Source organism: uncultured Anaerovibrio sp. (genome assembly GCA_902786545.1).
Lineage (GTDB): Bacteria > Bacillota > Negativicutes > Selenomonadales > Selenomonadaceae > Anaerovibrio.
The window spans coordinates 23,968-38,572 of record CADACU010000010.1 but is presented as its reverse complement, the minus strand read 5'-3'; the positions used below and the strand labels follow the sequence as shown (position 1 = coordinate 38,572).

The following is a 14,605-nucleotide window of genomic DNA, read 5'->3' as shown; positions in this document are numbered from 1 at the left end:
AAGGTTTAGAACGCTACGCAACGATAAGGTTCTATGCGCAGGATTTTCGCTGTATAGCTAGGAAAACCGCCGTAAATATCCGCAGTTGTACTTATAATGGTACATCGAGGAATATTTACAAGGTTTGACAACGCTAGGCAGCGAAAAGACAAGCATATAGGATTACTTGTCAGCAATAGCTGCAATACCAGGCAGTTCCTTGCCCTCAAGGAATTCGAGAGTAGCGCCGCCACCGGTAGAAATATGGGAAATCTTGTCAGAAAGACCAGTCTTCTTCAGGGCTGCGATGGAGTCACCACCACCAACGATGGAGGTTGCGCCATTTTCAGTAGCCTTGGCAACTGCCTCAGCAACAGCCAGAGTACCCTTGGCAAAAGCGTCAAATTCGAATACACCCATTGGACCATTCCAGATAACAGTCTTAGCACCCTCGAGTGCCTTGACATACTCATCACAGGTCTTAGGACCGGAATCGAGAGCTTCCCAGCCCTCAGGAACTTTGTCAACATCTACGATATTGGTCTTGGCATCAGCTGCGAACTTATCAGCAATGGTAAGGTCTACCGGTAAAACAACCTTTACGCCCTTTTCCTTGGCTTTCTTCAACTGACCGAGAGCCTCCTCGAACTTATCCTTTTCGCAGATGGAATTACCGATTGGCAAGCCCTGTGCTGCATCGAAGGTATGTGCCATACCGCCACCGATGATAATGGTATCAACCTTATCAATCATATTGGAGATGACGCCAATCTTATCAGATACCTTTGCACCACCAATGATAGCTACGAATGGACGCTTAGGAGCTTCCAGGGTCTGGCCGATAAACTTGATTTCCTTTTCCATCAGGAAGCCGGCTACGGACTCCAGATACTGAGCTATACCTACATTGGCAGCATGTGCACGGTGGGAAACACCAAATGCATCATTTACAGCAATGTCGGCCAAGGATGCCAACTGCTTTGCAAAGCCTGGATCGTTCTTTTTCTCTTCCTTGTGATAACGGAGGTTCTCTAAGAGGAGAATCTCACCTGGCTTCAAATCAGCAGCTGCCTTTTCAGCCTCAGGTCCAACGCAATCAGAAACCCACTTAACATCTACACCCATAACCTCGGATACGCGCTTAACAATGTGCTTAGTGGAGAACTTGTCCTCACGCTCTTCGGTAGGACGACCGATATGGCAAGCCAGGATAACTGCTGCGCCCTGCTCCAGCATGTACTTAACAGTTTCCTTGGTAGCCTGAATACGAGTATCATTGGTGATATTCATATTCTCATCAAATGGAACATTATAATCCACGCGGCAAAATACTTTCTTACCCTTAAGATCTACATCTTTAATGGTTTTCTTATTCATACCCATGTTAATACAAAACCTCCGCTTAATAAAATAGGTCCGGCCCAAACAAAGGCCGGACCTCAATGGATCTTTTTTTGCTATTGTGTTTTGATGACGATTATCAGCCTAACTCAGCAAAGTACTTAATGGTACGAACCATCTGGCTGGTGTAGGAGTTCTCGTTATCATACCAGGAAACAACCTGAACCTGAGTGGTACCGTTGCCTACTGGGCTAACCATAGTCTGGGTAGCATCGAAGAGGGAACCGTAGCTCATACCAACGATATCGCTGGAAACGATCTCGTCCTCGTTATAACCGAAGGACTCAGTAGCCTGCTTCTTCATAGCAGCATTTACCTGATCTACAGTAACTTCACCCTCAACTACAGCGTAGAGCAGAGTGGTGGAACCAGTAGGGGTAGGAACGCGCTGTGCAGCACCGATGAGCTTGCCGTCCAACTCAGGAATTACAAGGCCGATAGCCTTTGCAGCACCAGTGGAGTTAGGAACGATGTTAACAGCTGCAGCACGGGAACGACGGAGATCGCCCTTGCGCTGTGGGCCGTCCAAAGTCATCTGGTCACCAGTGTAAGCATGGATAGTAGCCATGATACCGGACTTGATTGGAGCCAAGTCGTTCAGAGCCTTAGCCATTGGAGCCAAGCAGTTAGTGGTGCAGGATGCAGCGGAGATAACCTTATCTTCCTTGGTGAGGATCTTGTGGTTTACATTGTAAACAACGGTAGGGAGATCCTTGCCAGCTGGAGCGGAAATAACAACCTTCTTAGCACCTGCAGTCAGATGTGCAGAAGCCTTTTCCTTGGAAGTGTAGAAACCGGTGCACTCGAGAACTACATCAACATCATGCTGAGCCCAAGGAATTTCTGCAGCGTTAGCCTTTGCATAAATCTTGATTTCCTTGCCGTTAACGGTGATGGAATCTTCACCAGCGGTTACCTTATCAGCGTACTTGTACTTACCCTGGGAAGAGTCATACTTTAAAAGATGAGCCAACATCTTAGGGCTGGTCAAATCGTTGATTGCAACAACCTCATAACCCTCAGCGTCGAACATCTGACGGAATGCCAAACGACCAATACGACCAAAACCGTTAATAGCTACTTTTACTGCCATTTGTAAAATACCCCCTAAAAAATATATAGATAATTTAATTTGAGAACACACCGGGAAATGTCAAATGCCGGAAAAAAACAGACATAAGATACATCTTTGGTCCCAGTGCACCTTATCCCTTAATCAACACTATAGTACACCAAATTCCGCCATATTGTCAACGCAAAATCCATAACCTCTAATAACTATAGCATAAATAATATATATCGTATCAAAGCAATTCTCAATTAAGAAAGAGTAATAATATTTTAACAATTCACACTAGCCGGATTAAATTCTTTCGTTTGAATTTTCTCCAACGCCAAAGTGGCCTGAACCGCCAAAGCACACTCCAGACGCTTCTTCTGGATGGCACAGCCGGTTTCATACGGTATACGGATATCTCCATTGAACAAATCCGCATTGGCATGACAGCCACCACTACAGAAAAACTTGGCCCAGCAGTCCCGACACTTTTCCTTGTTCAGCACATGAGACTCCCGGAAATAGCTGGTGATTTCTTCGGCTCCATCATCCAGGTCGTTAAACACATCACCCAGCTTGTATTTCTTCCGCCCAACAAACTGGTGGCACGGATACAAATCTCCATTGGCCGCCACAGCATAATATTCATGTCCGGAGCCACAGCCCGCCAACCGCTTGGCCACACACGGACCGTTGGACAAATCCATATTGAAATGAAAGAAGAAAAAGCCCTTACCTTCCCGATGCCGTTTCAAATAAAACTCGGTGAGCCGATCGTACTCGGCAAAAATTTCCGGCAGCATATCGTCAGTAAGCGCATATGGAGAGTCCTTCAACACCACCGGCTCCATGGACAGGATATCAAACCCGGCATCCGCCATCGCCTTGACATCCTCCGTAAAATCCAAATTTTCTGCGGTATAGGTCCCCCGCATATAGTAATTCTCCCCATTACGGGCATCCACACACTTGCGGAAATTCTTCATGATCTTGTCATAGGTCGGCTGGCCACCACAGTCTGGTCTCATATTATCATGGGTTTCCTTCCGGCCATCAGTGCTAAGTACCAGACTAATGTTATTGTCATTCAGCCACTTAATATTGTCATCGTTTAAAGCCAGACCGTTGGTGGTCAGAGTCAGTTTGAATTCCTTGCCGGTTTCCTTTTCCCGCTTTCTGACATATTCGGTTACGGCCTTGACCAGCGGCATATTGATAAGTGGTTCGCCGCCGAAGAAATCGATTTCACAATGCTTCCTCAATCCACTGTGTGAAATAATATAGTCTACCGCTGCCCGACCTACTTCCTCACTCATCATCTGCCGCTCACCGCCATACTCACCGGTGTCACCAAAGCAATACTTGCAACGCATATTACAGTCGTGGGCTGTCATCAGGCACAAGGATTTAACTAAGCCCTTGGCCTTAAAGGTTGGGGGCACATCAATATCCGGTGCAAAAAGCTGATTAAGGTCCATCAGGGCATGCAGCTCTGACAAGGCCTCCTTCATATCTTCCTCAGAATATTTATCAGCCAAGGCAGTCAGGACCTCGCTGTCATTTTCACCATCAAAATAATCCATGATGTCATAAATCATTTCATCAATCACATGGACGGCCCCGCTGTTAATATCCAACAATATATACATACCGTTTTGAACAAATTTGTGGATTTTTGTCCGCATCTCTTTATTCATCATAATCTCCTAAACAACACATCAACGCTAAAAGAGCTCCCCTAGGGGGAGCCCTTCTATCACAAAAAATTATTTCTTGCTTTCACAAACCTGATTGCCAACAGTGCAAGAAGTCTTGCATGCGGACTGGCAGGATGCCTGGCACTCACCACAGCCACCGCTGTTCTTGGTTGCCTGCAAAGTAGGTGCATTTACAGTCTGAATGTGCTTCATATTAAGTAACCTCCTCGCCACAAATAAATTCCTAAGCTATTTTACCCTTTTTTGGCGGTATATGCAAGACCCACTGTAAAGTTAGCCTCAATCAACACAGCCAATAACCTATTCCTTATGCTGGGCTATTCCCAACTGAGCAAAGATACGCCCCTTAAGAAGGCGCCACTTAAACTCCGTCAACCCAAAGGTAGGATGCGGAATATTTATCCGCTGCAACAAATACGGATTGGTTTCAAAGGTATTCAGGCCGGCATCCCCGGTCACTGCAGCCAGATACTCCTCTTCCTTTAAAACCTCCAACAACTCACTGGTATATTTTCCATTGGGATAAGACAATGTATAAATGGTATCCATACCGTTCCATTCCATCAATAGCTTGGACAACTTTACTTCATCCCGGGCCGTATTCAGGTCCATTTCGGTCAGTGGCAAGTGATTGGCCGTATGACTGCCTATTTCCACGCCCCGATGCTGGATATCCTTCAGCTGATCCCAGCTCATATAATTTTCCCGGCCTATGTCATTACCTACCATAAATATAGTAGCCTTCAGGCCACGCTGCTCCAATATGGGCAACAGCTCCGTATAGTTGGTTTCATAGCCGTCATCAAAGGTAAGGATTATCGGCTTATCCGGCAGCTGCTGCAAGCCCTTTTTCGCCCGCAGAAAATCCCGGATAGAAATCGTAGTATAGCCAGCTTCCTTTAAATAATCCAGCTGCTCCTCAAAATCCCGGGGAGGAACATTGTATTCGTAGGCCTTGTCAGGATTATGCTCCTGTACCATGTGATATTCCAATATCGGGAACCCCTCCGGCTCCGGCTGAGCCAATAAGTACTGTATCCCTGCCCAAATGATAACTAGCGCAGCTACTATCAGCCCAAAAGCAATTTTAATGATTTTTTTCAATAGGTTCACCTGTCTCCTTCTGTTTTTCCTTTAATTCCTCTGCCAATGACACCAGCTTCCTCAGCCGATGATTAACACATGATTTGCTGACCAGCAAAATTTCTGCCAATTCCGCCAATGTCGCGTCGGGGTTTTCCTGCCGGCAGATGGCAGTTTTATTCAAAGCAGCGGACAAAGCATTAAGTACACCGCTATCCTTCAATAGTTTTATACATGCATTTTGATAATGAGCTGCATCCACTGTTTTCTGCAGATTGGCTGTCTCGCAATTTACCAGGCGATTAACCTGATTGCGGACCTCCTTCAAATTTCGGCCACTTTCAAACTCATCCAATGATTTTGTGGCTCCAATGATGGAGAGAAAGTCCATTATGGCCTCTCCGTCCTTTATATATATAAGATAATGATTTTTCCGGTCAGTAAATCCAGCCGGAAACCCCATTCGTCTTAATACGCCCACTATGGTATCAGCAAAGCCATAATTGTCAGTTATCATTTCCAAATGACATTCGGCCTCCGGGCGGTTTATACTACCGCCCCCCATAAAGGCCCCCCGTAAATAAGCCCGGCGACAGCACTGTTTCTTCAAAAGTGCTTTATCCCGCCCCATAGAGCCTTCCGTATCGCCCAGCATACCCAATTGTTCCATCAGGGGTCTGACATTGGGGGATGGCACCACCCGCAGGGAGTAGCGGTTATTTTTCTTCAAACGCTGACTGCGGCTTACCGTGACCTCGGTCTGAACATCCCCGGCACTCTTCAAAAGAGTCAGGGTTTTACGGGCAACTGCCGCATTTTCAGTCACGAAGCTAAGCCCCAGCATCAAATTTGTCCCAAGGGTTATGGACGCTCCCATACGCAAAAGTGCTGCCAGCTCAGCCGTCTGGCAGCATATCTTTTTGTCCAGTTTATGGGCTAGCTCATTTTTTACATCAGCAGCAAATGATGGCATGATTCACCAAGCTCCCATCAATATTTCTTCAGGTCATCCAGCCCAGCCTTAATTCCGTATATTGCCCGCATTACATTGCTGGCCAGTTTTTTCGGATCATGATGAATCGCATCCTTGCTGGTAATCAAATCCGCTTTTATCAAGCCAACTCCCAGTGCATTCAAGGCTTCTTCATCCACCTTGACCGGATAAGAGCCTTTTTCAGCATACATTTCCCGAATATCCTTTGGGACCGGGGTGGAATTGACAATGACATAATCAATGGCGTGGCGTCCCGCATGGTCCAAAATAGCCTTGACATGCATGGAGGCAGTATAGCCATCTGTTTCTCCCGGCTGGGTCATAACATTGCAGACATAAATTTTAATGGCCTTGCTGCGGCAAATGGCATCACCAATGCCTTCCACCAACAAGTTTGGCATAATGCTTGTATACAGACTGCCCGGGCCCAGCACAATAGCATTGGCATCACGAATGGCATCCAAGGAGGATTGCACAGCCTCCACATGCTCCGGATATAATTTAACCCGATGAATGCGCTTTTTGGCCTCCGGTATAGCTGACTCTCCGCAAACAATACTGCCGTCCTCCATAATGGCATCCAATCGCACATGCTCTTTGCTGGCCGGCAAAACCCGGCCCTTCACGGCCAGAACCTTGGAAGACTCAATCAACGCCGTCTCCACATCACCGGTAACCTCTGCCATGGCCGCTATAAACAGATTGCCAAAGCTATGACCAGACAAAGTACTGTTTCCACCAAACCGATGCTGGAACAGTTTTTCCATCAAGGGCTCGGTATCAGCCAAAGCCACCAGGCAATTTCGCAAATCTCCCGGTGGAATTATCCCCAGTTCTTCCCGCAGCCGACCAGAAGAGCCACCATCATCGGCCACTGTGACTACTGCTGTAACATTGGTAGTCACCTGTTTGATGCCACGAAGCAAGACGGAAAGCCCGTGCCCGCCACCTACTACGGTAACAGCCGGCCCCTTGCCCAGCATCCGCTTTTCATAAATAAGATCTACCAGCTTCTCTGAGCTGGATGGATAAACCACTGAAACTACCGACTGAATAATAAATTTAGCCGCCAATACCATAATAGCAAAGCCTAAAATCACCACCACCGAGCCGATAATTCCGGTGGCCGTATAGGTGTATTCCCCGGACCACAGATATACCGTGCGGAATATGGCTTCCTCAATGCTATCTATGTATTTGTAGTTAAACATAATCGCTATGCCCAGGCTGGCCAACATAACGCCACTGGCAAACAGCAGCAGCCAGCGTTTAAACTTCATTCCTGGATACAGCCATTTTAGAAAGCTCATCTTTATTACTCCTTAACGCTCTTCCCGGACATGCTCCCACACATCGTTCTTCATCAAATCACGATGCTCCAGATTGACCTGATAGCCCATGTCCTTCAGCCTGTCAAAAATATGCTTGGCGATAAACACGGACCGGTGCATACCACCAGTACAGCCTATGGCAATCACCAGCTGCATTTTCCCTTCTTTGACATACTGCGGAATAAGAAAATCTATCATACCGTCCAAATGCTGCTCAAATTCCTTTGTCACCGGGTATTGCTCAATATACTGGGCCACCTCTGGCACTGCACCACTCTTGTGGCGCATGGATTCAACATAAAACGGGTTAGGCAGGAAACGCACATCAAATACCAAATCTGCATCCAACGGCATACCAAATTTGAAACCAAAGGACATTACATTGATGTTAATCTTTTCGCCTTCCTTGGTTGCAAACAGCTTCAGTATTTTTTCCTTCAACTCAATTTTCTTTAAATCAGATGTATCAATAATATATGTAGCCTTGTTGCGAATCGGAGCCAGTCGTTCCCGCTCCTTGGCCACCCCCTCGCTGATACGGGAGCTAGGCGCCATTGGATGCCGCCGTCTGGTCTCTTTGTAACGGCGTATAATAGCTGCATCTGATGCATCCATAAACAACATTACATATGGCTGATTATCCCGATCCATATTTTCCAAAACATGAATAAAGGTATCAAAAAATTCTCGGCTGCGGGTATCCACCACCAATACTACCTTGTTGACATGGCCGCCGGAATGACGGCACAGCTCTGCAAATTTAGGAATAAACACAGGGGGCAGGTTGTCGATAACGAAATATCCCACATCCTCCATATAACGGCAGGCCTGGGTTTTTCCTGCTCCGGACATACCTGTTACAATGATAAAATTCATTTTGTCGTCTCTATCCATAACAGCCTCCTTTTCTCCATTCAGGAAGTCTTCTCTATATGTTTAAAAGCAAAAACGCTCTATGGCTTCCGCAATACCATCATGGTCACAGTCTGCCACCTGATATTTCGCAATCCTTTTCACATCCGCGTTGGCATTACCCATAGCTACACCGTAATGAGCGGACTGCAGCATGGTTATATCATTGTTGGAATCCCCAATGGCCAATATGGCTTCTGACGGAACCTTATAAATCTCGGCCATTTTAGCAATGGCTGAGGCCTTATTGATTCCCGGCTTAATCAGCTCCACATAAATCGGTGTGGATTTTACCGCCACGATTTGCCCGGCAAACTTTGCCGCAATATCCCTGGCCGCCCGATCTGCCTCCTCAGGGTTTCTTCCGATAAGCAGCAGCTTGGGAACCTTGTCCATATATTCAACCAAAGCATCCCCCACCGGATGCCCCGTAACACCTGCCGCCGTCTGATAAAACTTCGACAGTTCATTTTCCTGGGAATAATACAATTTATCATCACTATACAATTGAATATGGATATTTTGTTCCTGGGCATAATCAACCAATAATTGGACCAGCTGCTTATCCAGATAGGAGGCAAAGACCTCATCTCCGGATGCGTATTTTATCAAAGCCCCATTATAGGTGATTACAGGCACATCGATGCCCAACTCCTGCACATACGGCAGAGTCGAAATATGCATACGCCCGGTAGCAACCGTAAATATCACCCCGGCTTTCACAGCTTTTTTAATAGCCAGCTTGACCTTGTCAGTAATTTTCCGTTGACTGTTCAACAAGGTACCATCCATATCAGTAACAAAAAGTTTTGCTTTCATTATACCATCCTTTCCCGGCCCATCAGCCTATGGAGTGAAATATACTGTAACGCTGGTTCCCGGCTCCACCACAGTATTGGCAGGTATGCTCTGTCCGGAGGACAATCCCGTCCCTTGAATGCTCAAGCCTATTCCCAGTTCCCCCAGCTTTTGGGAAACCTCCCGAATACTCAAGCCATGTAAATCAGGCATAACCTGTTTCCCTGGCGGTGCTTTCGTCACCTCATACTGTGGCAGATTCTTATTGTTCTTGTCCATATCGGCAAACGGGTCCGATGATGGTTCAATGTGCTTGTAGCGTAGCAGCTGGGAGAAAATCTCACTGGCCACCGGTGCCGCAATCTGACCACCATAAAATTCCCCGGAGGTCGGATCATCAATAATAACCAATACTACCAGTTCAGGATTTTCCACAGGGGCAAAACCACAGAACGAAGCAATATAGCGCCCCTCCATATATCCGGCAGTATCCTTGTTAATTTTTTGGGCCGTACCGGTTTTGCCGGCCACTCGATAGCCCTTTACCTGGGCTTTTTGTCCACCACCTGTAGCAACAACCTGCTCCAACAGCCCCATCAGGGTCTTATCCGTGGCTGAGCTCAAAACCCGGCGCACCTCTTCCCGGCCATTTTCTTTGTATACCGAGCCATCAGCATTGGTTATTTCCTTAACAATATGTGGCTTTAGCAATACACCATCATTGGCAATGGCCGACATAGCCGTTACCAGCTGCAATGGCGTCACCGCAATACTCTGGCCAATGGACATGGTAGCCACATCTGAGTCCAGCATTTCACTGGATTCAAAGAGCATCCCCGGTTCCTCTCCCGGCAGTTCTATGCCAGTAATTTCACCAAAACCGAAATTTCTGGCATACTCGTTCAGCCGCTTACCCGTAAGTATCTGCCCAATCATGGCAAAACAGGTGTTAATTGAATTTTTAACAATATCAGTAAAGGTAACAGTACCAAAGCTTTCGCCGTTCCAGTTTTGAATATGTTTTTCTGATACAGTAATCCGGCCCGGGTCATAGAAGGTCTGATCCGGCGTTACTACACCATCCTCCAGGGCCGCACCGGCTACAATAGATTTAAATGTGGAACCAGGCTCATAAATATCCGATACCGCAATATTTCGCATGGCATCCATAGAATAATCGCCAAATTTATTTGGATTATAGCTTGGACGGGAAGCCATAGCCAGGACCTCGCCAGTCTTTGGGTCCATAACAATCGCTGTAACTGATTTTGGATTGTTATCCAGCATGGCCTTATCCAATGTCTGCTCCACAATAAACTGCATGGAGGCATCAATGGTCAGCGTAACGGTTTTGCAGTTATCCCCCTGATAACGATGCTGGGACAGAGAGAAAATGGAATCAAAAATAGTCTGCCCCTTCATATCGGTGATAACATTGTCCTCCTGCACATCCCCCTTGACCACACTGTCCAAGGAATACTCCAATCCGGCCAGGCCTTTGTCCTCCATACCGATAAAGCCGATGACATTGGCTGCCAGCATATCATTTGGATAACAGCGCTTGACCTCATCATCCATCCAAATACACTCATAACCCTTGTCCTTTTTCAGCTGGTTAATAGCCGCTTCCTCGTCACTTTCCAGACCATGCTTCACTGCATAATAAGTGCCGCCTTCCCGGATATTGTTGGCAATTTCCTCCGCCTTTATCCCCACAATAGGGCTCAGCTCCGCAGCCAACACCTGTATATCTTCCTCACTGCCCACCCGGTCAGGACGAACTACCAAAAGCTTGGCTATACGGCTTATAGCCAACTCCCGACCATTACGGTCCAATATTTTCCCTCGGGGTGACTGCCTGACCACATTATCCTGAGCGGCAGCCAAAGCCCTTTCAGTCATTTCCTGGTGCTGAAAAATCTGTAAAATACCGAAGCGGACTATAAGCACCAAGAAAAGAAGGGTCATTCCCATGTACAGAAAAAAAATCCTTGCGTTTAAATTTACCTGTTTTTTCGCCATATTATTACTCCAAATTACACTTTTCTAACTTTATATTTTACACTATTATTAAACAAATGCCAAAATTTAACGCTCGCAAAATAAAATTTGATAAAATGTGGAAAAAAAATTATTTTTTTGCTATTTTAAAGATAAAAGTTTACTTTTTTATCTTTTCATTGGTATAATGTAGGCAGAATGGTGGTGTTAAAAATGGATGATATTGATAAGAAAATTCTTAAACGACTGCAAGAAAATGCCCGTGTGACGATTTCTGTCCTTAGTTCCGAGATTTCTCTGTCCATGCCAGCAATCAGCGAACGCTTACGCAAGCTGGAGGCCGCCGGAGTAATAAAGCAATATACGGCCATTTTGGACCCTGCCCTCGTGGACAAACAGCTGATGGCCATAATTTTCCTCAGCATTGACAGTCCAAGTCATGGTGAAAGCTTTACTAAATTTGTTGTTGATGAGCCGGATATCAAGGAATGTTTTTATATTACCGGCGATTTCGATTATTCATTAAAGATTATTACCCAAAATACCAGTTCCCTTGAAGCTCTGTTAAACCGCATCAAAGAGCAGCCAGGTGTGGTTAAGACACAAACTATTGTGGTGCTGTCCTCCATTGTGGACAGGCCGTCTGTTACGGTGGAATAATTTTACCTCGAAAGACTGAATATGAAATTAAAATGCTGATTTCCAGCTTTGGGAAATCAGCATTTTTTATTGGATATATCTACCAGTGATATTTTTCTCCCCGGTTTATCTTAAAGGCCCGGTAAATTTGCTCCACCAACAGAAGCCGTACCATCTGGTGGGTAAAGGTCATATTAGAAAAGCTCAACAGCAAATCGGCTGCCTGACGCACCTCCTGAGAAAGTCCAAAAGCCCCACCGATAAGGAAGGTGATATGGCTTTTGCCATTGAGAGCCAGGCTGTCAATTTTGGCCGCCAATTCCTCGGAAGAAAGATTTTTTCCATAAACATCCAGGACAATCAGATAACTGCCCTCCGGCACCTGCTTTAGCAGACGCTGGCCCTCTTGGGCCAGTACCTGCTGTTTTTCTGCCTCGGATGGATTATCCTTCATCTTTTCTTCATTTATTTCAATGATATTAACATTGGCAAAGGGAGTCAGTCGTTTTAAAAACTCCTTTATACCCTCCGTCAAATATTTTTCCTTGAGCTTCCCTGCGGCAACTATGCTTATTTTCATTGGGAATTAGTCCTCTTTTGGCATAGCATCCAGTTTAACGCTGACAGTGTAGGTTGAACCGTTGGAACTGTACTTCACATCCACGGTCTCACCAACCTTGTGGGCGATAATAGCAGCCCGTAGCTCACCTACAGTATTTACTTCAGTACCGCCTACAGCCAAAATAATATCCCCACGACGAATGCCAGCCCGTCCAGCCGGGCCATCCAAAGTTACCCGTTCTACATATACACCGGATTTAATATTCAGTATATAGCCCTGGCGTGCCGCACTTTCCTTGTCGAACACCCCAACACCCAGATATGGCCGAATAACCTGACCATGCGTCATAAGGTCTTCCACTACACTTCTAACGGTATTGATTGGAATGGCAAATCCCATGCCTTCAACTGCGTTGGTCACAATCTTCTGGGAATTGATACCGATTACCTTGCCATCTGCATTTACCAATGCTCCACCGGAGTTGCCAGGGTTAATCGCCGCATCAGTCTGGATAAGCTTCATATTGCTTTCGCCCTTATTCAGTATACGGTTTACGGCACTGATTACACCAGTGGTAACACTACCCTGGAATTCCAATCCCATTGGGTTACCAATAGCAATGGCTGGTTCTCCCACCATAACATCATCGGAATCACCGAATTCAGCAGCCGGCAAATCATCAGCGTCCACCTTTACTACGGCCAGATCGGTAATTTCGTCTGCACCAATCAGCTTGCCGGTAAGGCTACGGCCATCGGACAGGGACACGATAATTTCCTTGGCACCTTCAATAACATGATTGTTAGTAACAATGTAGCCATCCTTGCGGAATATTACGCCGGAACCATAGCCCTCTACATCCCTTGGCATATTGAAGAAATCCCTGGCAATGGCTTTATTGGTAATACCAACCACAGCTGGACCTACAGCCTTGGCAGCCTGCACTACCGGAGTATTTCTTGCAGAAGAAATGGATGTGTTTGGAGCCGGAGCCGGAATCCCCTCGGCCGCCTTGCTGTTACCACAGCCACCTAACATTATGGAGCCTGCCACCAATAAGCTCATTACTACCGGCATGCAGGATTGAACGAAACCTTTCTTCTTAATCATTTTTCTTCCCCCTATCATTATCTTTTGGGGTTAATCCCCCTAAAAGTCCACACTAACGCATCTGTCCTGATTCGTCAAAATCAATTCCAAATTCTTTACACCCTGTTGGTCCAGAATTTGCTGTACTGTATTTATGGCCAAATCCGGCAGGTTATTGGACTGACTCAGATGAGCCAAAAAAACCGTTTGGGGCCGCTGCTTTAAATTCACCAGAGCCCATGCCGTATCTGTATTGGATAAATGTCCCCGGTTGCTCAATATCCGCTGTTTAAGCGGCCAAGGATAATCACCATTTCTCAACATATCTACATCATGATTTGCCTCCAAGACCATAACCCGGGCTGCTTCCAACTCTTTCCTGAGCTTGCTGTCCACAAAACCAATATCCGTTGCCACCACACACTTGATGCTGCCTATTATGGAGTATCCCACCGGATCAGCCGCATCGTGTGGAATGGAAAACGCCCTGACAGTCAGCTTATCCAGCCGTACCTGATCAATAATCGGATTGATGCATTCCACTGGCAGCTCATTGTAGCAGCTCATAGCCCGAAAGGTATCCGGGCGGCTATACAACGGAATACGATATTTCTTGGTAAGCGTAGCCAAGCCCTTTATATGGTCAATATGCTCATGGGTAATAAAAATCCCATCCAAATCCTCAATGGAGTGACCAATATTGCCCAGCTCCTGTTTTATCCTTCTTGCACTTATACCAGCATCCACCAAAAGGCAGCTCCCCTCCATCTCAATAAAGGAACAATTCCCTTTGCTTCCACTGGCCAAAACCGAAAATTTCATCCGGAGTCCTTCACCCCTGCTTATCATCCTCCTTACACCCATAGTATAAGCAGGCCTACTGAAAAAATTCTGTAAAGATTATTAGTTTTTGGTTAAAACCCAAAAACACTATATAACATACCAAAATTTGCCCCAATCGTCAAAAAGAATACAGGCGTCCCCATTGAAGGGTGCTATGCCTCAAAGTGCAATAAATACTTTAGGCAATAGCTCATACAG

14 protein-coding genes are annotated in these 14,605 nt (G+C 46.1%); 1 reads left to right on the top strand and 13 read right to left on the bottom strand.

The genetic code is table 11. From position 1 onward, the window contains the following. Positions 1-162 precede the first annotated feature (162 nt). From QZV24_RS03245 to QZV24_RS03200, 10 genes are all read right to left on the bottom strand, one after another. Complete coding sequence (locus QZV24_RS03245) at positions 163-1,356, bottom strand: phosphoglycerate kinase (RefSeq protein ID WP_294520173.1); 1,194 nt, start codon at positions 1,354-1,356, stop codon at positions 163-165. A gap of 103 nt (positions 1,357-1,459) precedes the next feature. Further along, complete coding sequence (gap, locus tag QZV24_RS03240) at positions 1,460-2,473, bottom strand: type I glyceraldehyde-3-phosphate dehydrogenase (RefSeq protein WP_290656972.1); 1,014 nt, start codon at positions 2,471-2,473, stop codon at positions 1,460-1,462. A gap of 248 nt (positions 2,474-2,721) precedes the next feature. Then, positions 2,722-4,122, bottom strand: a complete 1,401-nt coding sequence (gene scfB, locus QZV24_RS03235) for a thioether cross-link-forming SCIFF peptide maturase (protein WP_294520170.1) — start codon at positions 4,120-4,122, stop codon at positions 2,722-2,724. Positions 4,123-4,203: 81 nt separating this feature from the next. Continuing rightward, positions 4,204-4,347, bottom strand: coding sequence for a six-cysteine ranthipeptide SCIFF (gene scfA, locus QZV24_RS03230; protein WP_173440576.1), 144 nt, complete (start codon positions 4,345-4,347; stop codon positions 4,204-4,206). 108 nt (positions 4,348-4,455) lie between these two features. Further along, the gene (locus QZV24_RS03225) at positions 4,456-5,268 is read right to left on the bottom strand and encodes a polysaccharide deacetylase family protein (protein WP_294520063.1); all 813 of its coding nucleotides are present in this window, start codon (positions 5,266-5,268) and stop codon (positions 4,456-4,458) included. After that, complete coding sequence (gene whiA, locus QZV24_RS03220; protein WP_294520060.1) at positions 5,243-6,211, bottom strand: DNA-binding protein WhiA; 969 nt, start codon at positions 6,209-6,211, stop codon at positions 5,243-5,245. Before whiA ends, QZV24_RS03225 begins: the two co-directional genes overlap by 26 nt. A 17-nt stretch (positions 6,212-6,228) precedes the next feature. Continuing rightward, positions 6,229-7,542 (bottom strand): YvcK family protein, encoded by a 1,314-nt coding sequence (locus QZV24_RS03215; protein WP_294520057.1) that lies wholly within the window; start codon positions 7,540-7,542, stop codon positions 6,229-6,231. Positions 7,543-7,554: 12 nt separating this feature from the next. Further along, positions 7,555-8,457: an RNase adapter RapZ gene (rapZ, locus tag QZV24_RS03210; protein WP_290656967.1), complete on the bottom strand. Its 903-nt coding sequence runs from the start codon at positions 8,455-8,457 to the stop codon at positions 7,555-7,557. 42 nt (positions 8,458-8,499) lie between these two features. Further along, positions 8,500-9,294: a Cof-type HAD-IIB family hydrolase gene (locus tag QZV24_RS03205; protein WP_294520053.1), complete on the bottom strand. Its 795-nt coding sequence runs from the start codon at positions 9,292-9,294 to the stop codon at positions 8,500-8,502. Between the two features lie 27 nt (positions 9,295-9,321). Next, complete coding sequence (locus QZV24_RS03200) at positions 9,322-11,295, bottom strand: penicillin-binding protein (protein WP_294520050.1); 1,974 nt, start codon at positions 11,293-11,295, stop codon at positions 9,322-9,324. Positions 11,296-11,487: 192 nt separating this feature from the next. Here QZV24_RS03200 and QZV24_RS03195 point away from each other — a divergent pair, with 192 nt between their 5' ends. Further along, entirely contained in the window at positions 11,488-11,934 is a 447-nt protein-coding gene (locus tag QZV24_RS03195; protein WP_290656964.1) for an Lrp/AsnC family transcriptional regulator, read from the top strand. A gap of 79 nt (positions 11,935-12,013) precedes the next feature. On the opposite strand, the gene rlmH is transcribed toward QZV24_RS03195, so the two are convergent. From rlmH to QZV24_RS03180, 3 genes are read right to left on the bottom strand one after another with little or no spacing between them, the layout of a single operon-like run. Beyond that, the gene (gene rlmH, locus QZV24_RS03190; protein WP_294520046.1) at positions 12,014-12,493 is read right to left on the bottom strand and encodes a 23S rRNA (pseudouridine(1915)-N(3))-methyltransferase RlmH; all 480 of its coding nucleotides are present in this window, start codon (positions 12,491-12,493) and stop codon (positions 12,014-12,016) included. A 6-nt stretch (positions 12,494-12,499) separates the two neighbouring features. Beyond that, positions 12,500-13,585 carry a S1C family serine protease gene (locus QZV24_RS03185; protein ID WP_294520043.1) on the bottom strand — a complete coding sequence of 362 codons (1,086 nt, stop codon included), beginning with the start codon at positions 13,583-13,585 and terminating at the stop codon, positions 12,500-12,502. A 39-nt stretch (positions 13,586-13,624) separates the two neighbouring features. Beyond that, positions 13,625-14,386: an MBL fold metallo-hydrolase gene (locus tag QZV24_RS03180; RefSeq protein WP_294520040.1), complete on the bottom strand. Its 762-nt coding sequence runs from the start codon at positions 14,384-14,386 to the stop codon at positions 13,625-13,627. Positions 14,387-14,605: the final 219 nt, after the last annotated feature.

Coding starts and splice junctions, on each gene's coding strand:
- QZV24_RS03245 (WP_294520173.1), bottom strand. CDS start 1,356: ATGAATAAGAAAACCATTAAAGATGTAGATCTTAAGGGTAAGAAAGTA.
- gap (WP_290656972.1), bottom strand. CDS start 2,473: ATGGCAGTAAAAGTAGCTATTAACGGTTTTGGTCGTATTGGTCGTTTG.
- scfB (WP_294520170.1), bottom strand. CDS start 4,122: ATGCGGACAAAAATCCACAAATTTGTTCAAAACGGTATGTATATATTG.
- scfA (WP_173440576.1), bottom strand. CDS start 4,347: ATGAAGCACATTCAGACTGTAAATGCACCTACTTTGCAGGCAACCAAG.
- whiA (WP_294520060.1), bottom strand. CDS start 6,211: ATGCCATCATTTGCTGCTGATGTAAAAAATGAGCTAGCCCATAAACTG.
- QZV24_RS03215 (WP_294520057.1), bottom strand. CDS start 7,542: ATGAGCTTTCTAAAATGGCTGTATCCAGGAATGAAGTTTAAACGCTGG.
- rapZ (WP_290656967.1), bottom strand. CDS start 8,457: ATGGATAGAGACGACAAAATGAATTTTATCATTGTAACAGGTATGTCC.
- QZV24_RS03205 (WP_294520053.1), bottom strand. CDS start 9,294: ATGAAAGCAAAACTTTTTGTTACTGATATGGATGGTACCTTGTTGAAC.
- QZV24_RS03200 (WP_294520050.1), bottom strand. CDS start 11,295: ATGGCGAAAAAACAGGTAAATTTAAACGCAAGGATTTTTTTTCTGTAC.
- QZV24_RS03195 (WP_290656964.1), top strand. CDS start 11,488: ATGGATGATATTGATAAGAAAATTCTTAAACGACTGCAAGAAAATGCC.
- rlmH (WP_294520046.1), bottom strand. CDS start 12,493: ATGAAAATAAGCATAGTTGCCGCAGGGAAGCTCAAGGAAAAATATTTG.
- QZV24_RS03185 (WP_294520043.1), bottom strand. CDS start 13,585: ATGATTAAGAAGAAAGGTTTCGTTCAATCCTGCATGCCGGTAGTAATG.
- QZV24_RS03180 (WP_294520040.1), bottom strand. CDS start 14,386: ATGAAATTTTCGGTTTTGGCCAGTGGAAGCAAAGGGAATTGTTCCTTT.